Origin of the sequence: Meiothermus cerbereus DSM 11376 (assembly GCF_000620065.1) — a bacterium.
In the GTDB taxonomy this organism is placed as follows: Bacteria; Deinococcota; Deinococci; order Deinococcales; family Thermaceae; genus Meiothermus; species Meiothermus cerbereus.
Genome location: NZ_JHVI01000009.1, coordinates 96,385 through 114,757, shown reverse-complemented (window position 1 = coordinate 114,757; position 18,373 = coordinate 96,385). Strand labels below are relative to the sequence as shown.

16 protein-coding genes are annotated in these 18,373 nt (G+C 59.0%); 5 read left to right on the top strand and 11 right to left on the bottom strand.

Going from position 1 to position 18,373, the window contains the following annotated elements; genetic code table 11:
• A partial coding sequence (locus tag Q355_RS15355; protein WP_036258628.1) for an IS5 family transposase occupies nucleotides 1-481 on the top strand: 481 nt, incomplete at its 5' end.
• A 118-nt stretch (nucleotides 482-599) separates the two neighbouring features.
• On the opposite strand, the gene Q355_RS0104090 is transcribed toward Q355_RS15355, so the two are convergent.
• A complete protein-coding gene (locus Q355_RS0104090; protein ID WP_027876619.1) occupies nucleotides 600-1,808 on the bottom strand; it encodes an NAD(P)/FAD-dependent oxidoreductase in 1,209 nt (402 codons plus the stop codon).
• A 141-nt stretch (nucleotides 1,809-1,949) separates the two neighbouring features.
• On the opposite strand from Q355_RS0104090, the gene tig reads away from it, so the two are divergent.
• The 3 genes from tig (at nucleotide 1,950) to clpX (ending at nucleotide 5,092) form a co-directional block, all read left to right on the top strand.
• Nucleotides 1,950-3,164, top strand: a complete 1,215-nt coding sequence (gene tig, locus Q355_RS0104085; protein ID WP_027876618.1) for a trigger factor — start codon at nucleotides 1,950-1,952, stop codon at nucleotides 3,162-3,164.
• Nucleotides 3,165-3,321: 157 nt separating this feature from the next.
• Nucleotides 3,322-3,909: an ATP-dependent Clp protease proteolytic subunit gene (locus tag Q355_RS0104080; protein ID WP_027876617.1), complete on the top strand. Its 588-nt coding sequence runs from the start codon at nucleotides 3,322-3,324 to the stop codon at nucleotides 3,907-3,909.
• A complete protein-coding gene (gene clpX, locus Q355_RS0104075; RefSeq protein WP_027876616.1) occupies nucleotides 3,896-5,092 on the top strand; it encodes an ATP-dependent Clp protease ATP-binding subunit ClpX in 1,197 nt (398 codons plus the stop codon). Before Q355_RS0104080 ends, clpX begins: the two co-directional genes overlap by 14 nt.
• A gap of 70 nt (nucleotides 5,093-5,162) precedes the next feature.
• On the opposite strand, the gene Q355_RS0104070 is transcribed toward clpX, so the two are convergent.
• The 10 genes from Q355_RS0104070 to Q355_RS15345 form a co-directional block, all read right to left on the bottom strand.
• A complete protein-coding gene (locus tag Q355_RS0104070; protein ID WP_027876615.1) occupies nucleotides 5,163-5,849 on the bottom strand; it encodes a DsbA family protein in 687 nt (228 codons plus the stop codon).
• A 55-nt stretch (nucleotides 5,850-5,904) separates the two neighbouring features.
• Complete coding sequence (speE, locus tag Q355_RS0104065; RefSeq protein WP_027876614.1) at nucleotides 5,905-6,843, bottom strand: polyamine aminopropyltransferase; 939 nt, start codon at nucleotides 6,841-6,843, stop codon at nucleotides 5,905-5,907.
• A 125-nt stretch (nucleotides 6,844-6,968) separates the two neighbouring features.
• Nucleotides 6,969-7,376 carry an S-adenosylmethionine decarboxylase family protein gene (locus Q355_RS0104060; RefSeq protein WP_027876613.1) on the bottom strand — a complete coding sequence of 136 codons (408 nt, stop codon included), beginning with the start codon at nucleotides 7,374-7,376 and terminating at the stop codon, nucleotides 6,969-6,971.
• A gap of 131 nt (nucleotides 7,377-7,507) precedes the next feature.
• Nucleotides 7,508-8,026: a hypothetical protein gene (locus Q355_RS15350; RefSeq protein WP_051529299.1), complete on the bottom strand. Its 519-nt coding sequence runs from the start codon at nucleotides 8,024-8,026 to the stop codon at nucleotides 7,508-7,510.
• Between the two features lie 96 nt (nucleotides 8,027-8,122).
• Nucleotides 8,123-8,950 carry an HAD family hydrolase gene (locus Q355_RS0104050; protein WP_027876612.1) on the bottom strand — a complete coding sequence of 276 codons (828 nt, stop codon included), beginning with the start codon at nucleotides 8,948-8,950 and terminating at the stop codon, nucleotides 8,123-8,125.
• A 25-nt stretch (nucleotides 8,951-8,975) separates the two neighbouring features.
• Nucleotides 8,976-9,824 (bottom strand): HAD family hydrolase, encoded by an 849-nt coding sequence (locus Q355_RS0104045; protein WP_027876611.1) that lies wholly within the window; start codon nucleotides 9,822-9,824, stop codon nucleotides 8,976-8,978.
• 122 nt (nucleotides 9,825-9,946) lie between these two features.
• Nucleotides 9,947-10,858 (bottom strand): PhzF family phenazine biosynthesis protein, encoded by a 912-nt coding sequence (locus Q355_RS0104040; RefSeq protein ID WP_027876610.1) that lies wholly within the window; start codon nucleotides 10,856-10,858, stop codon nucleotides 9,947-9,949.
• Between the two features lie 60 nt (nucleotides 10,859-10,918).
• Nucleotides 10,919-12,661 carry an aspartate--tRNA ligase gene (aspS, locus tag Q355_RS0104035; protein ID WP_027876609.1) on the bottom strand — a complete coding sequence of 581 codons (1,743 nt, stop codon included), beginning with the start codon at nucleotides 12,659-12,661 and terminating at the stop codon, nucleotides 10,919-10,921.
• A gap of 165 nt (nucleotides 12,662-12,826) precedes the next feature.
• Nucleotides 12,827-14,113: a histidine--tRNA ligase gene (gene hisS / locus Q355_RS0104030; RefSeq protein WP_027876608.1), complete on the bottom strand. Its 1,287-nt coding sequence runs from the start codon at nucleotides 14,111-14,113 to the stop codon at nucleotides 12,827-12,829.
• A 187-nt stretch (nucleotides 14,114-14,300) separates the two neighbouring features.
• On the bottom strand, nucleotides 14,301-16,484 hold the full coding sequence (locus Q355_RS15345) for a diguanylate cyclase domain-containing protein (protein WP_051529298.1): 2,184 nt from the start codon (nucleotides 16,482-16,484) through the stop codon (nucleotides 14,301-14,303).
• Between the two features lie 177 nt (nucleotides 16,485-16,661).
• Between Q355_RS15345 and Q355_RS0104020 the strand changes: the two genes are divergently transcribed.
• Complete coding sequence (locus tag Q355_RS0104020; protein WP_245597480.1) at nucleotides 16,662-18,236, top strand: S-layer homology domain-containing protein; 1,575 nt, start codon at nucleotides 16,662-16,664, stop codon at nucleotides 18,234-18,236.
• The last annotated feature ends 137 nt before the right edge of the window (nucleotides 18,237-18,373 follow it).

Genomic DNA, 18,373 nt, shown 5'->3' with positions numbered 1-18,373 from the left:
CTTGCAATCCAGCCCCGAGAGCGGGGAGCGGGCAGGCTACGATGGGGCCAAGCGCCGTAAAGGCAGCAAGGTGCACATGGCGGTGGATACCCTGGGTCATCTGCTGGCCCTGCTGGTTACCCCTGCCAACGAGCAGGAACGCAGCCAGGTGGGGGAGCTCTCCCAGGCGGTGCAAGCTGTTACCAACCAGCGGGTCGAAATCGCATACGTAGATCAGGGCTATACAGGCTCGGAGGCGGAGCAGGCGGCTGCGCAGGAAGGGATAGCGCTGTGTGTGGTCAAGCTGGAGGAAGCCAAAAGGGGCTTCGTGTTGCTTCCCCGGCGTTGGGTAGTTGAGCGTAGCTTTGCCTGGATGGCTCGTTTTCGTCGGCTGGCGCGTGACTACGAGCGACTTACCGAAACGCTAAAGGGTTTTCACTGGCTGGCCTTCTCGATTCTGTTATTACCGAAAGTTCTTGATGGTTTACGATCGGCTTCTTAGCAGACTCTAAGTACTTTTGAACAGCAATTTTAGTATACGGTTCTGACTGAGACCGAACAGCACCAAATGCAAAGACCCCCTCCGTAAAGAGGGGGTGGAGGAATGGCTTATACCAGCCCTAGGGTAGGAACGACCAGCCATTGCGGTACTTTAGCAACAACACTTTTTCGACCAAAACCTTGTTAAAGTCGCCCAGTACGTTGGGCAGCATTATCTGGAATTGGCGCGGTGGGAAGAGGTGGTTGCCCAGGATGACAACTTCCTTATTGCCCGCGTCCATCACGCATACGGCGGGCATGGAACCAAACGCCTTGCAGTGCAGGTTATTGAGGTTCCCGTGCAGAATCTCGCTGATGTTACGGGCAGCAACCTTAGCCATCTCGTCGGTGGGGAAGCCGGTTTTGGGCACACCAAAGGGCACGTCGCCTTTGAAGGGGTTAGGTACCTTGGCAGCCAAGCCCACCGCAAATACGTTGGGATAACGGGTGCTCTGGTATCCGTCTGTAACTTCCACAAAGCCTTTGGCGTCTACCAACTCAGGGGTGTTTTTCACCACTTCCACACCCTCAAATGGGGGAACCAGCATGGTGAACTTCGAAGGCAGCACCTCGCCAGTAGAGAGCACCACACCATCAGGACGTACCTCGGTGATGGCTGCATTGGCGCGGTACTCAATGCCTTGCATTTTCAAGAAGGTTTTGAGCATGGTCTCGCCCCCGCTCATGCCACCAATACCAAAGTGGCCAAGTTGGGGTTCTGGGGTGACCCAGGTAATGCTGACCTGCTTGCGCTTGCCGGCCTTGCGTACTTGATGTTCGAAGTTGAACAGGTACTCGTAGCCCGCTCCCATGCAGCTTGCACCCGGTACTGCCCCAATCACCACCGGGCCAGGGTCTTGGAGGAATTGCTTGTAGGCCTCGTAGGTTTTTTCGGCGTCGGGTGGGGTGAAAATGGAGTGTGAGTAGCCCTTGGGTCCCAGCCCTGGTACGGCCTCCCAGGCTAGTTTTGCGCCGGTAGCGATGACCAGGAAGTCGTAGTCAATTACGGTTCCGTCGGCCAGCTCCACTTTGTTTTCGCCGGGTCTAATCTTGGTGGCCTCCCCCAGGATAAACTCGATACCCCCCCGCCGGAAGGTGCTTTCGGCATCGAAAGTGATGTCCGATATCTTGCGTCGGCCAAAAGGCACCCAGATTAGGGAGGGGATGTATACAAACTCTTTTTGCCTCGAGACCACCACTATCCGGGCTTCTTTCCCGAGCCTGCGCTTAAGCTCGAAAGCGCTGGTCATCCCGCCGAAGTTTCCGCCAATTACGAGGATTGTTTTCATATCATGCCCCTTGTTTCACAAGTTACTGCATACGGGTGAGGGGTATACAGGGTCACTTGTCCCAGGTGGGTGTATCTGAAACCCGCATAGGGTTGTAAACTATGACCTTGGCGACCCCTGAGGTCGAACTCGAGGTGTGTTGTGGCAGAAATTCTAGAACGTGATGGCTACAAGGTAAAAATCAAGGTGGAGGTTCCGGCCAGTCAGGTCGAACAGACCTACCACACGGTTTTGAGCAACTATGCCAGTCGGGTTAAGGTGCCCGGTTTTCGGCCAGGGAAAGCGCCTGCTAAGGTCATCGAGGCCAAAATTGGTAAGGAGTCGTTGCTTGATGAAGTTAAGGAAGTCCTGCGCGATGAGACCTTCCCTAAGGCCGCCCGCGAGCTTTCTCTGCTACCGGTAGGCGCCAAGGTTTTGGAAGAGCAGCTGACTTTTGGAGAGCCCTTCGTCTACACGGTGGAGGTGGAGAACTACCCTGAAGTAAAACTGCCCGACTGGCGCAGCTTCAAGCTCGAGGTAGAAACACCCGAGCTGACCGACGAAGTGGTCAACAAGGCTCTGGAAGACCTTCGTGGTCGCTATGGTGAGATGGTGGCGGTTGACCGCGAGGTTCAGGCCACCGATCACGTGTTTATCGAGACCGAAGACGGCGGACGCTTTCCGGTGGTGATGGAAAACGCCCAACCACACGTGCGCGAGGCCTTGCTGGGTAAGAAAGCTGGCGACGAGGTGCTGGTGCCGGTTAAGGATGGCGAAACCATTGTGCGCGAGGTCAAGACCAGGGTGCTGGAAGTCAAGGCCCTGCAATTGCCCGAACTCGACGACGAATTCGCCAAGACGGTGGGTGAAGAAAACCTCGAGTCCCTCTTAGCCAAGGTTCGCGAAACCCTCAAGGCGCAGCTCGAGCGCGAGACCGCTAAAGCCAAGGCTTCGCAACTGCTGGACAAACTGGCCGAGGCCATTGAGGTCGAGATTCCTCCCACCATGCAGATGCGTGAAGAGCAGGGTTTGCTGGAAAGCCTGGCAGAAGACCTGCAGGAGCAAAATCTCAACCTGGGTGAATACCTGGAGCAGCTCGAGAAAGACGGTAAGCTTGAGGAGTTCAAGCAAAGCCTGAGCCAGAGCGCAATCAAGCGCTTGCGCCGCTCGTTAGCCGTAGAGGCTCTGGCTGATGAGCTTAAGACTGCGCTAAGCCAGGAAGAGTTCGATGAATTCCTGGCCGAACTGGCGCGCTCGTACCGCACAACACCATCCCGCCTGCAAAGCGAACTCGGGCGAGATACCCTGGCCCGCCTGCGGATTCAGCGCCTTCACGATAAAGCGCTATTTGAAGCCGTGCAGATACTTGCATCGTAGCCATCTTCCAAGACTTCTCTAGACCAGCCAGACCTTACGCATCGGCGCATCGGTAGGGCAGTTTGAGTCCTACCGATGCTGCTTTGAATCCTGCGCTGCTGCCCTATGTGCGCTAATGCCCTCTTGAACCTGACTTCAGTCATACAATAGAGCCGATATGATCGTTCCATATGTCATCGAACAAACTGCCCGTGGCGAACGTGTTTACGACATTTATAGCCGCCTACTAAAAGACCGCATCATCTTTCTGGGTACACCGATTGACGCACAGGTAGCCAACACCATCGTGGCGCAAATCCTCTTCCTGGCAGCGCAAAACCCCAACCAGGAAATTCGCATGTACATCAACTCGCCCGGTGGGGACGTGGACGCTGGTCTAGCTATCTACGACACCATGCAGTTTGTAACCGCCCCGGTCTCGACCATCTGCGTGGGGCTTGCCGCCTCGATGGGTGCTGTGCTGCTGGCGGCGGGTGAGCCGGGCAAGCGGTATGCCCTGCCTCACTCCAAGGTTATGATTCACCAGCCCTGGGCCAGAGGTCTGGGTGGACAGGCCACCGACATCGCCATTCAGGCCGAACAAATACTCAAGACCCGCAAGGTGCTGAACGCCATCCTGGCCCGGCATACCAATCAACCCCTGGAAAAAGTGGAGCGCGATACCGAGCGCGATTACTACCTTACCGCCGAAGAGGCGGCAGGCTATGGGCTGGTAGATCAGGTGGTTAGCCGTGAGACGCAATAAGCCCTCGTGCAGCTTTTGCGGTAAAAAGCACCCCGAGGTTGCCCAGCTGATTGAGTCACCCCTGGGTGAGGTGTACATCTGTAACGAGTGTGTAGATCGGGCCAACCATCTGCTGGATTCCGAGCCCAGGCCTGGCTTTACCGGCCCGCGCCATCTGCCCAAACCGGCTGAAATCAAGAGCTTCCTCGACCAGTATGTGATTGGACAGGAGCTGCCGAAAAAAACCCTTTCGGTGGCTGTTTACAACCACTACAAGCGCCTGCTGCACCCTGAGGCCGAGGTACAGAAATCCAACGTGCTGTTGATTGGGCCTACAGGAACCGGCAAAACCCTGCTGGCCGAAACCCTGGCCCGAATGCTGGATGTGCCTTTCGCTATAGCCGACGCCACCACCCTGACTGAAGCCGGATATGTGGGTGAGGACGTGGAAAACGTTTTGTTACGTCTGCTGCAGGCTGCCGACTTCGATGTGCAGGCGGCTGAAAAAGGCATTATCTACATCGATGAGATCGACAAAATCGCCCGCAAGTCTGAGAACCCCAGCCTGACCCGAGATGTCTCGGGAGAGGGGGTGCAGCAGGCTCTTTTGAAGATTATTGAGGGCACGGTAGCCAACGTTCCACCGCAGGGTGGCCGTAAGCACCCCCACCAGGAGTTCATTACCCTCAACACCAGGAACATTTTGTTTATCCTGGGCGGGGCTTTTGATGGCCTCGAGCGCATCGTGCTTTCGCGGGTGGACCAGAACCCCATCGGTTTCACCCGTCCCAAGAAAAGCGAAGAAAAGCCCGAGGTGATTCCTGAAGACCTGGTTCGTTTTGGCCTGATACCGGAGTTTGTGGGCCGTATGCCGGTGATGGTTCAGCTCGAGGCCCTCGACGAAGAAGCCCTGGTGCGCATTCTGACCGAGCCCAGGAATGCCCTCATTCGCCAGTACCAGGAGCTACTGCGCATGGAGGGCATCGAGCTCCGCTTCACACCCAGCGCGCTTCGGGAAATCGCCCGACGTGCCCTCAAACGTGGTACAGGAGCACGTGGGCTGCGGTCTGTTATCGAAAAGGCTATGGTAGAGCTTATGTACGAACTGCCGGGCTCGGGGGTTAAGGAAGTGGTCTTCGATATGCCCCATCTAGACAAGCCGTTGATGGCGCTCGAGGAGGCCCGCTTGCGCCAGGCATCTTGAAGTAGAGCATTGTTCTTTACAAAGGCTCGCCCTTGGGGCGAGCCTTTGTGCTCTTTGTTCGAGCCTACAGCTAGGGCTTAGCAGGGCTGCTGTAACCATCCTGGTCGCCACCGCTGGACTGCCCGACCAGGGCTTTGTCCAGAATCTCGCGCCAGCTATCGTAGGAGCGTTGGCCGGTGAAGGTCTTGCCGTTCACAATGAAGCTGGGTGTACCGGTGAGCCCCAGATCGAGCGCCAGTTTCTGGTCGGCCAGGACACCCGCGCGCTTGCTGCCCGACTTCAAGCACTCTAAGAAAGTCGCCGGAGCGATCCCGATCTGTCCGGCCAGGTCTGCAAAGTAGTTATCAAGGGCTTGCCCGCTCAAACCCGCCCACTGCGTCTGGGCACGAAAAAGGGCCTCGTGGTACTCGAGGTACAGGTTGTTGTCGGCGGCGCAGGCTGCGGCTTCTCCCGCGCGAATTACGTTTTCCTGTCCGCCAAAGGGAAAATCGCGGAAGACGTAGCGTATTTTGCCAGTGTCAATGTAGTCGCGCTTGATCAGCGGGAACACATTGTTGGCGTGGTCGCGGCAGTGTCCACATAGGTAGTTGGAAAAGTCGACCACGGTAACTTTGGCGTTTGGATCGCCAATAATAAAGCGTGCTCCGGTGGCGGCATCGGCGCTGCTGGCGGTGGGTTTGGGCCTTAGCACCAGAAACAGAATGGCTGCTATGACAACGGCCAGGATTGCAACTACAACAAAAAGAGTCCTTTGCATGGTTTAGATTCTATGCCTTTGTGATGAAAAAATGCATGAATGGTCAAAGGCAGCCTCAAACACCAGACTGTCGTGCTTCACCCTCGTCGGTTAGCCAGAAGGGTGCTGCGTCCCTCGAGACCATCTTTTCTGCCGCAATGGCCTCTTTGAGGTCTTTGGGCAAAACAAACATGGCTTCGATAAAAGGTGCATCGAGGTGCTTGAGCGGTAGCTGGCGCTCCAGAATGCGGGCTTCAAGGGTGCCCTCGCTCAAACCTGTAACGTCGACCGCGTCGGAGGCCACAATAAAACCAAAATTGAGCATGAAGCCAGGGATGTAGTTGCAGTAACTACGGGTGTGCCTAAAAACCTGCTTGACGGTATGGTGTACCACCGGATGCATTTTGTGGTGGGTGAGCAAGACCATACCCGCTTGCATGGCCATCAGGCCGCCGGGATTGAGACGTGCTTTGAGCAGCTCATAGAACTCCACGGTAAAGAGCATTCGGGCGGGGTTGTCCTCACCCACGGGGTCGTTCAGATCAACGATGATCACATCGTAGGTATCGGGGTGATGTTCCAGCCAAGCCCTGGCGTCCTCGGTAACGACCAGGGCCCGGGGGTCGTCGAAGGCCCCCTGATGCCACTCTGGAAGCAGGGTGCGGGCCATTGCCACAAGCTCATCGTCAATGTCGCACATCACAGCCTTTTCCACGCTTGGGTGCCGCAAAACCTCACGCAGCGTAGCACCTTCGCCCCCCCCGACAATGAACACCGAACGTGGGTTGGGATGGGCCAGCATGGCCGGGTGCACCAGGGTTTCGTGGTAGATGTACTCGTCACGTTCGGTAGACTGCACGTCTTTGTCGAGCACCAGGACTTTGCCAAAGCCGCCGGTTTGGAAGATAAAGTAATCCTGAAATTTGGTTCGCCCAGCAGCCAGGACCCTGTCCATGCGGCGGTAGATGGCTTCGTAGGGCGTGACCTGCTCGAGGTAGTACATGCCATATTCCATAGTGATTCCTCCAGTTGTGGGTTTTTATGACGTTCTGCGCGTTATAGCCGCCACGAGCGGCAAAAATAAGCGCGAGACAGCCCTTTTTGTGATTGGGATTGTACCATCCTCTTTCGCTCTATTTGCTACAGCCCGTTTTTGCTCGGTGATTCTTGCCTGCGGCGCTTTATTTCATGCTCACCACCACGCCAAAAACGAAAAGCCGACTCTTCCTGGGCTCCAAATGCCCTGGCCAGCCCCCGCAAGACCGCTTCGGGGTCTACGTCGCGCTTATAAAAGTAAAGGTCGAGCGCTGCCGAGGCGTTGTCCTCTGGCCAGGTGTGAATCATAACTGCGGCCACAGGGGAGAGGATGGCTGCCGAAAGTCCCTGAGGGTAAAACTTGTAGACCGTGGACTGTATACCAGCCGGAGGTGCACCAAGCTTGAGCACTGCATCGCGCAGCGCTACCTCTACCAGCTTGGGGTTTTCCAGCACTTCCAGGTTACAGCCGTATATTTCGGCAACCCAGCGGCCTCCAGAAACACTTGTCACGGCTGTACATGGTAGCACAACTTGTGCACCAAGCACATTTAGGTGAACCGCGGGCAGGCCCGGCAAGCAGAACTTCAAGGACATTTCTGTTGAGCTGCCCCATCAATGCTCAGGAAATTTTAGCCCGCGGGTTATGGCATTAGGCGGGTGGTCTGCGCTGTAGAGTTTGTCTGGCCGGGGCTGGCTTTTTGCAGCCAGTTGAGCGCCAGAAAGCTGTGTGCAAAGAGTACCACCAGCACCAGCGCTCCAATTACGTCGATGGGTTCACGCCCGCTGATCAGCCAGCCAATGGGGCTGGGTGCAGGGAGACCTGTGGTGCGGGTCAGCAGGTAAATTAGAGCGGTAATTCCCCCTATGGCCTGACCTGCCAGTACAAATGGTCTGGCCTGGGCCTTAGGAATCGAGCCGTTGTTCATGAAGCTGAGCATCAGGATAAAAAACCCTGTAGCCATCAGCAGTGCGATGCCCCACAGCATGATTTGTGCATAGAAGAAGGCCTGGGGTTGCTCGAGCATAAGTTGCTCCAGCCCAATGGCTCCACATGGCCCCCCACCCAGCGGTGTTCCGGCCCACCCCAGTAGCTGCAAGGCAAATGGGGCAAACATCAAAGCCACCACTACACCGAGCTTTCGGTCGCGAATACCGAACATGCACAAATGGTGGCACCAACTTCCTATGGTGCATAGGGAAGAATATCCCGCGCTAATAGGGTGACGCTGTGGACAAAAGTGCCCCTAGAACCTGTTTTAGCGGGACAAGCCCAGAGGGTGGCCATTGAGCGCCAGGATGTACTCAACCGCCTGGGCAAAGCCCTGCTCGCGCACATGGCCGGTGATGTGGTCGGCGATGGCCCGGATTTCATCTACAGCATTGCCCATGGCAATGCCCAGCCCAGCTTCGCGGATGGCCTCGAGGTCGTTGTGGCTGTCGCCAATCATGGCGATTTCGCTCAGGGAGATGCTGTAATGCTCTGCCAACCACTGCAACCCGGTGGCCTTTGTAACACCCTTACGGATGACTCCAGTAATCACCTCCCGGGGGCTCTTGTACTCGGCCAAATCTATAGATGGCAGGGCAGCCAGCTCGGGCTTGACCATCTCCCACAGGCCCAGGTCGCTAACTACAAACCACAAACGAACCAGGGTTTCTTCGATTTCCCCCAATAGGGCTGAACGGGCCTCGACCCCGGTCATCTCGATGTGCGAGAGCAGTTCTGGTGGCATTAGACCTTCTTCGTAGTAACGACCACCCTCGGCCCCCATCAGATCGAAGGGAAGCTTATATTTCCGTGCTAGTTCTATCAGTTCTGTCAGGTGCGGCAGTGCGTGGGCATGTAGCGAGCGACCTTGTGCATCGCATACTGAGGCACCATCATTAAAAACGTGAGGCCCGTTGGGGTCTAAACGTTGGGCATAGGCTAACCCATAGCCCCCCTGAGGCCGCCCGGTACACACGGCAAAGCGCAGCCCCTGCTGACGGGCTTTTGCAACTGCTTCCCAGGCCGAATCCGGAACCCCGAAATTGCGACCAGCATAGAAAGTTCCGTCTAGGTCGAGGGCGATTAACTTAATCATGAAATCCCTTCTGTAGATAGCATTTTCACGAGCAAGTTTTATCGTGAAATAAAGCACGATGTGATTGTGCAACAACAGCTTCTAGAGCCTGTTCAAGGCCGCACTCATCGACCGTGCCCACTACCAGATTGGCAGCCTGCTTAACTACTTCTGGAGCGTTGCCCATGGCAATGCCCAGGCCGGCCGCGCGAATCAGCTCGAGGTCGTTTTCGCCATCGCCCACCATTGCACAGTGACGCAGGTTCAGTCCAAGTTCCGCTGCAACCCAGGCTGCGGCTGCCCGCTTGGAAACCCCTGCCGCCGTAACTGAGCTAAAACCAACCCCTGGCATACCGGGGCTGGTGGCTTCATGCAATTCAACATCTGGCATCTGGGCAATTTGTGCGCGTACCTTCTGCCAGGTGGGTGAGGGGCGCCAGACAAACTGTATCCGCACTATCTTCTGATTAAGTCTGTCTAAACTATCTTCCTGCGCTGAAAAGCCCAGCATGCGCTCGTGCGTAAGCAGGTCGGGGTGGTGGCTTTCACGATAAAAGCCACCTTCAGCGGTGTAGACCTCAAATGGCACGCCATACACCCTGCCCAACTCGATCAGGCGCTGGTAGACCTGACGGGGTAGGTCTGATGCCCGTACCACCTGGCCTGTACCAGAAACAATCACGGCCCCAGACTCAAAAATATGCAGACCCTGGGGATCCAGTCGCCTGGCGTACTCGAGGGCAAAACCGCGCCCAGGCCGCCCGGTGCAAATGCTCAGATGCAGCCCCGCTGCCCTGGCACGTGCGACGGCATCCCAGGCGCACGGGGGTACGCCATTGGGGCCAAACAGCGTACCATCAACGTCAATCAGCACAAGCTGGATGGGTCGATTCATATGAGGTCTTTCAAGCACGCTCACTTTGGCTCAGGCTCTGCATCACTTGGCTGAGCTGGTAGGAGCCAACGCTCCAGGGCCAATGCGGGCGTGGGGTACCGAGGCCCGCAGGCGGGCGGTCTTCAGTTGAGGTTTCCGCCCAGCTCCACCACCCCATTTTCGGCCAGCACCGCCGTACCTCCGATATACACCCCCAGAATATTTCCGGCCGGGCCGTACTCCACCCGTACCTCCACCTGGCCGGGGCCACCCATGCGATGCCCCTGGGTAACGGTTAGGTTAACCTCGCCTTCCCAGCGTGGCACCACCCCAGCCCGGGCCAGCAGTGCGCCCAGGGCAGCATTGGGAGAGCCGGTGACGGGGTCTTCGGGGATGCCCAGGGCGGGGGCGAAGGTGCGCGCGTAGAAGCGGCGGGGGCCATAGGGGGCATATACGTGGACGGTGGCGACCTCGAGCTCATTCGACAGCGCAGCAAGCCTATCCATGTCGGGCTCGAGGGCATCCACCAATCCGGGCGCCACCACCGGCATGAAAAGCGTCCACAAGCCGGTAAACGTAATGCCGTAGGGTAAACCCCGGTGCAGGTAGCGCTCGTTGGCCCCCATGACCTCGATAAATTCCTGCAGCACCTTCCAGGACGGTGGGTCGCGGAAGCGGGGGCTCGGGCTTTGTACCAGGGCGCGCCCTTCCGAAAGCTCTACCGTGAGCGACTCCCCAATGGTGCGCAAATAGAGCCTGTTGACGCCTTCTGGAAGCAGGCCTTCTTGCAGCAGCGAAAGCGCCAGGCCCACCGCAGCATGGCCGCTAAACTCCACCTCGCCGTTGGCCGCAAAGAAGCGCACCTCAAAGCCTGTGCCCTCCCAGTCGGTAACGAAGGCTGCCTGGGGCTGCCCCAGCCGGGCGGCTACGAGCTGCATCTCCTCGGTGCTCAGGCCGCGGGCGTCCAGAACCAGGGCCACCCGGTTGCCTCCACCGGGCACCTCGGTAAAGGCATCCACCAAAAGATACGGAACACGATGGCTGGCCTTAGACATAAAGCCCCCCTCTGGCCGGCAGGGGTGTACCGGGGTTGGGGACTGGGGCCGACCAGACACTCATACCTTGCTCCTTATGGCCAGTCCCACCGCAGCCAGCTGGACCTCATCCACCGGGGCCGGAGCGCCGGTGAGGGTTTCCTTGCCTTCCTTGTTCTTGGGGAAAGCAATGACCTCGCGGATGGATTCCTCGCCGGCCAGGTGGGCCACAAAGCGGTCAAGCCCCCAGGCGATGCCGCCGTGGGGTGGCGCGCCGTAAGACAGGGCCTCGAGCAGAAAGCCAAACTTCTGTTGGGCTTCTTCTGCACTGATGCCCAGCAGGGCGAACATACGTTCTTGCAGCTCGCGCCGATGTATGCGTATAGAGCCGCCGCCAATCTCGCTGCCGTTGAGCACAAAGTCGTAGGCGTAGGCCCGCACCTTTCCGGGGTCGGTGTCCAGCAGGTGCAGATCATCGAGATTGGGGCTGGTAAAAGGGTGGTGCATATAGGTCCAGCGGCTCGCCTCCTCGTCCCACTCCAGCAGGGGGAAGTCCACCACCCACAAAAACCTGTAACCGGGTTCGATCAGGCCAAGCCGTTTGCCGAGCTCGAGCCGCACCGCCCCCAGGCACTCTACCGTTTTACGCCAGGGGCCGGCCACAAACAGCAGGGTCTGGCCCTCGCTTAGCTGTAACATCTGCGGCAGGTTGGGAGGTATGAACCTAGCGATCCCGCCCGAAAGCGCGGCCTGCTCGTACCTGGCCCAGGCCAGCCCTGCTGCGCCTTTGCTTTTGGCAATGGCCTCGAGCTCCTCAATTTCCCGGCGCGACAACAGGCTGGGCACCACCAGGGCCTTGACCGTCTCGGCCGCCGCAAAGGCCCTGAACTCGCCGCCTTTGAACACCTCGGTAACCTCTTGCAGCTCGAGGCCAAAGCGCAGATCGGGCTTGTCGGAGCCGTAGCGGTTCATGGCCTCGGCATAGCTCAGGCGGGGGAAGGGGAGGGTCAGCTCGAGGCCTTTGGTCTCACGTAGGATGTGGGCGGCCAGCCGCTCGTTAAGCGCGATGATGTCGTCCTGGGTGACGAAGGACATCTCTATATCGAGCTGGGTAAAATCAGGCTGGCGGTCGGCCCGCAGGTCTTCGTCGCGGAAACAGCGGGCAATCTGGAAGTAGCGGTCGTAGCCGGCGACCATCAGCATCTGCTTGAACAGTTGAGGCGACTGGGGCAGGGCATAAAAGTGGCCGGGCTCGAGCCTCGAGGGCACCAGAAAATCGCGAGCACCCTCTGGGGTAGAGCGTGTCAGGTAAGGGGTTTCAACGCTGATAAAGCCCTCACCATCCAAAAAGCTATAAATCGCTGTGATCACTTGGTGGCGCAGGCGCAAATTCTGGTGTAGCCGTTTGCGACGTAAGTCCACCACGCGGTTTTTGAGTCGTACCTCTTCGCTCACTTGCTGGTCTTCCTCGCCGCGCCAACCCGCGTCGATGGGGAAGGGAGGGGTCTTGGCTTCTGCGAGCACTTCCAGGCGCTCGGCAATCACTTCCACTGCCCCGGTGGCAAGCCTGGGGTTGACCTGGTCAGCAGGGCGAAGTTGAACCTTACCCTCTACCCGTACCACCCATTCCGAACGCAGCCGGTCGGCCTCAGCAAAGCAGGAAGCCTCGGGGCTAACGACGACCTGGGCCAGGCCCTCGCGGTCGCGCAGATCGATAAAGATGAGCCCGCCCAGGTCGCGCCGGCGGTTAACCCAGCCCTCCAGCACCACGGTTTGACCGGCATGTTCTTTGCGTAAATGACCACAGTAAAGCGTTCGACGCATAGGCTTTAGCATACCTTTTTGTGAAAAGTTCTCAAAATCTAGACTTATTGAATAACGTTATCACGAGCATTTAGCATCGTGAAATATTACACATAAGCACTGCCGCGACCAAGGTAGCCAAACCCTAGAGGTGCAATCCAAATCTCAAAACAGGACACGATGAGATTACTGTACCTCCGGGCCTTCGAACAGGCTGTGTAGCTGTAGGGGCTCGAGCTCCTTCTGCTCGCCGCTTTCCAAATGCTTGAGGGTAATGACTCCTTTGGCCCGCTCCGACTCGCCCAAAAAACCTACGTAGCGGGCCCCTTTTTTCAAGGCGTCCTCGAGGGCCTTGCGCGGGCTTTTGGGAGTGTAGCCGATCTCCACCGAGATTTTAGGCCGAAGCTGCTCGGCCAGGGCCAGGGCCTCGATTTTAGCGGCTTCGTCCAGCGGCGCCAGATAAAGCATGGGGCCAGGGTCGGCAGGGATGCGAACACCTTCTTGCTCGAGGGCGATAGCCAAGCGTTCAATGCCGATACCAAAGCCCACCCCAGGCACCGGGGGGCCGCCCAGCATCTCCGAAAGCCCATCGTAGCGTCCACCGCCGCCCAGGGCCGACTTGGCCCCAATCTGGGCGTGGTGAACCTCCCAGGCGGTACGCACGTAATAGTCCAGACCCCGCACAATGCTGGGGTCAACCGAAAAGGACACGCCCATCCGGTCGAGGTAGTGACAGACCTTCTCGTGAAAGGCCCGGGCTTCTGGGCCCAGGAACTCCAGCATGGGCCGGGGTTGTAGCTCCGCGATGATCTGCTGGTCGCGCTCGCTCTTGGAGTCCAGGATGCGCATGGGATTGGTTTCCAGGCGGGTTTTCGAGTCCTCCGAAAGCGTCTGGGCATAGGGCTCAAAAAGACCGCGCAGGTACTGGTTGTAGCGCAGGCGGTCTGCGGGGTCGCCCACCGAGCCTAGTTTGACCTCGAGGCCCCGCAGGCCCAGGGTTTTGTAAATTCGCACCATCAGCGCGATGGCCTCGGCATCCAAAAGCGGGTCGGCCAGGCCCAGGGCCTCGTAGTCCACCTGGTGAAACTGCTTGTAGCGTCCTTTTTGCTGACGTTCGCCCCGGAAGATAGGCCCCCAGGTAAAAAGCCGTACCGGCTGGGGCCAGACCTTCATGCCGTGTTCGTTGTAGGCCCGCACGATGGAGGCCGTGGGTTCGGGGCGCAGTGCCAGCAGTCGGCCACCGCGGTCTTCCAGCACGAACATTTCCTTTTTGACCACAATATCCGAGGTCGGGCCCACCCCTTTTTGGAAGACCTCGAGGTACTCGATAATCGGGGTATGGATCATCTGAGCCCCTGCCCCGCGCAAAACCTCCTCGGCGGATTGGACAATATAGCGAAAAACCGGCTCACGGAAAGGGTACTCCTTGGCCTGAGCAAACACGTCGTTGGTTCCGGGAACGGCCTTCAACATAGGGCCTATTCTAAGCGGTAGGAGTTACGCACCGACCAAACACCCCTCATACGAACCCCGCCTGAACCGTTCCGTTACGGAGAGGTTAGGGCATCATCGTTTTTCAGGCTGTTGCTACCCGCGCTTCAGGCGGGGGCCCCAGAAAAAGACCAAATCAAAGACGTTTCTTATCACCCCAAGTACTGGGCTATTGATCGAAAGCTTGTGTTCCGGTTTCTGCAGAAGTACCGTTTTTATCGGCGTACATGCGCTGGTCGGCCAGAATCAGCAGGTGCTCGGCGGTCTGGGCCTCGCTGGGGAAGCTCGCGAAGCCAATGTTGGCGGACAGGCATATTCCGCTCAGGCAGATCCTGGAGATGGCCTCGAGGATACGCGCAGCCACCACCCTGGCGCCTTCTTTGGGGGTCTGGGGCAACAAGACTGCAAACTCGTCGCCCCCCCAGCGAAACACCATATCCCCGGCCCGTTGCACCTGTGTAAGCGCTCGAGCCACTGCGATCAGGGCCTCATCGCCCAGGGCATGGCCCAGGCGGTCGTTGATGGGCTTGAAATTTTTCAGGTCGAGCACCAGCAAGGTAAGGGGATACTGGTAGCGGGCAGCCCGCTCAAACTCTTCCTTGAGGCGCAGGTCGAAAGCGCGGCGGTTGTATAGCCCAGTGAGGCCATCGGTGAGGGCTGCTTTTTCCAGGGCGCTGCGGCTTTGCAGCTCGTGTACCAGGGTGGCAATGGGTGTGGCAAAAAGCTCTGCCGCGGCCAGGGAGTCCTCGGCAAAAGCCTCGCTATCGTGCAGGCTGTCCAGGTTCAGGTAGGCCAGCACCCGGCCCTGATGAGTTACCGGCAGACACAGGTTGGCGCCCTGGTCATCACTTACAAGCTGGCTTCGGCTCAGGATGCGTGGCTGGCCCTGCAGGGCCTTGGCTTTATCCTGGGCATACCAGGCCAGAAATGCCTCCTCATCCCAGCGTTTATCACACGCCCAGACCGAACCCACCGAGGCCTGACAGGTAAACCCGTCTTCCTCGCGCACCCACAGGCTACCGGCATCGCTGCCCGGAACCAGTTCTACCGCGGCCTCGAGGATGCGCTGGTATACCTGCCGGGAAGGGTACGACCAGGCCTCGATCAGCAGGCGGTTGATGCGCTGGTGCGCTTCTTCGAGCAATACCCGTTCCAGGGCCGAGCTCAGCAGGCGTTCTATGCCCAGGAGAAATTCTTTTCGGCTGCGGGTCCAGGCCAGCCGGGCCCGGGTACCCAGCACCAGCACCACCCGGCCCTTCATGGCGTCGCGGGTATGCACTGGATAGGCCGCCAGGGTCTCGAAGCCCAGCTGCGCTATTTCGGGAATGGCTTCCGGCAGGCTTGCGTAGTTTTCGCTGAACTGGGCCGTGCCCGAGTGGTACGCCTGCCAGGCCAGCCCTTGCCGATAGGGGAGGGTGCGGGCCAGCGGTGTAAGTTTGGGGCGCAATTCCCGTGGTATGCGCCAGGCCAGCCCGCGCAAAGCCCCCCGGCGGTACTGCAAAACCGCCCCAGCCTCCATACCCAGTGCCGGTAGCAGGTAGCGCAGCGTGACATCGGCCACTTTGTTTTTATCACCGGCCGAGGCCAGGTGGTCGGCCACCTTGAGCAGCAGGCGGCGCAGCTCGAGGTCGTGCAGGTGCTCGAGCTGCCGGCTCATGGCCAGGGCCAGGCGGGAAAACAGCTCGAGTTCCTGTTTCTGCCAGCCCTCGGCCCGCAAAAACTGCAACACCGCCACGGTCTCGTGGCGCACCCGCAAGGCCACCGCCAGCTCGTAGGGCCGATGGCGCTTGGGTGTTTCTACCTCCGGCCAGACCAGGCCGCTTTCTTGCAATGCCCGATGCACCAAGGGGCTGGGACTCACATCTTGCGCTGGGGCGGCGCTGTCCTCCAGCAAGGTGAGCCGACCTGCACCGGCAGGAACCCAGATGCGAAGCTGGCTGCCCTGCAGCAACTGCGAGAGCAGGGTGGGCAGTTGGCGCAAAAGCTGCTCGCGGCTGAGGAAGCGCGGCACCACCTCGAGGCCTTGCAGAAACACGTCCTGTAACTGAGCGAGCTGGCGGGCTTTGCGGTGTGCCTGGCGTAAACTGCGGCCCACCTGGTCGGCCAGGTAGGCCGCAAGCGCGAGAATAACGGCCATCACCAGGTAGTCCAGGAGGCTCGAGGGAAAAAAGAGCAGCGCCAGTACCGACCCCAGGGCCGAGGCCAGCCCTACCCGCAGGCCGTAGACGCTCGAGGCTGTTGCGGTGAAAAACATCAGCCACGGAAGGGCATATATGCCATCGAGTTTGACGGCATACACCACAGCAGCTACAACGAGCGAGGTTGCCAGGATGATGGGGTAGGGCAAGGCCATGGTTCGACCCCAAAAGGGATTAGGCATACTTTATCAAATGGCAGGCCGGTTATGTGCCCAGAAACCGATGGAGTCCTTCGTCCTTTGTTTCTAAAGCCCCACCGCAACATCACTACGTAACGGCAGTTGGTGACAAATGTACAAAACATTTCTTTTGGAAAGCCTAATATGCCATCCATGAGAATTTTGGCGTTTGTAACACTTTTTGTCACTGTCTGGAGCCTGGCCCTGCCCCTCGACGTCCCCAGCGACCACTGGGCGGCCCCGGCAGTGGACGAGGTGGTGAAACGGGGCTGGCTGCAGGGTTACCCAGGGGGCGCTTTTCGGGGCGAGGTAGCCCTGGACCGTTACCAGCTAGCCACCACCCTGGCCCGTGTGCTGGCCGACAGCCCCCTACCGGTGCGCGAAGCAGAGGTGCGCTTCAAGGACGTCAAGCCCAACCACTGGGCCTTGCCCGGCATTCGCAGGATGGTAGGGGAGGGGCTGGTGCAGGGCTTCCCCGACCAAACCTACCGGGGCGCATCGGTCTTAACCCGCTATCAGCTGGCGGTGGTGCTGGACAAACTAACCCAGAACCTGGGCGTTGTGGCCCCGGCCAAGGCCCTGCGCCCCGACGACCTGCCTGCGGGTCACTGGGCCGAGGCAGCCGTACTGCGGGTGGCCGCGCTAGAGGTGTTGCCGCTGGGCTCCGATGGCCTCTTTAGGGGAAGCGATCCGGTTAACCGTTACCAGATGGCTCGAGCGCTCTGGCGCATTGGTCAGCTGACTGCAGCGCCTCAGGCAGCGCTCAACCCAGCCCAAGCGGCTTTACCAGCCCAACCAGCCAGTAGCCCCACACCCCAACCCCAGGCCAGTGTAGAACCCCTAACCCGCGTCCAGGCCATTCAGTCTCCTGTAGTGCAGGAAGGCACCACCCTGGTCAGCCTGAGTACTGTGGCATTGCCCGAGGCCTGGTCGGAAGCGCAGCTCGAGGCCAGCCTGGTGCACCTGGGGCAAGCCCAGCGCAATGGCCGGGTCTGGGCAACCTTCAAGCACAACGACCAGCGGGCCATCGGCCTGCTGCGCCTCGAAGAAAAACCTGTGCTGGAGGCGTTTTATCCTCTGAACGAAGCAGTGCTGGTCTCCAGCGAGGGCTGGGCCTGGCTCGAGGGTGGGCAGAAGCTAATGCACCTAGACCCTAAAACCCAAAAAATGCGGGTCTTTGGCCCTATTGGTCAGCCCAACTTGCGTGAAGCCCTACCACCCGTTTTTGCCGCCGGGGTACAACAAGGTCTGCTGGGAGGGGTGGCGCTTGACGAAAGCCGCAACTACCTGGCGCTTATCAACGGGCGGCCTCTATGCCTGCCCGACTGCGCTCGGGTTGATGGCTCGATGGTGCTTCGCCTGGTGCTTCTGGGCCTCAATCCCGATGGCCTGTTTGCCGAGTATGCCTACCTGCTCGATGCGCCTGGCAACCGTGTGGTGGGCCTGGCCTGGCCCAAGCCCCGACTGCTGCTGGTGCACGAGCACGACGGCAAAGTGAGCCGAGTCTATGCGGTAGACCTTAACCAGGCCGACGACATCGCCTTTAGTGAGTGGGACAGCCCCGAAGCGGGCCTGGAGCTGAAACCCCAGGTGAAGCCGGTGGTCAAAAAGCTGGTGCTCGAGGCGGCCCTGGAAAAACCTAGCGGGCTGGCGATTATAAGCCCGACCGAGGCCGTCACGGCCCAGCAAGGGCTCCTGCGCCTGAGCCTGGAGAAACCTCTGTGGTAACCGGCCCATACCAAATTTGATTGCAAGGTACCAAGGTACGCCGGGTGGGTTTCCGCCCGGCGCAGTGTTTTCGTATTGTCGGCCCAACCACTGGTGTTTCTGGGGTGAAATAAAATGCGTACTTATTTACCTAAGTA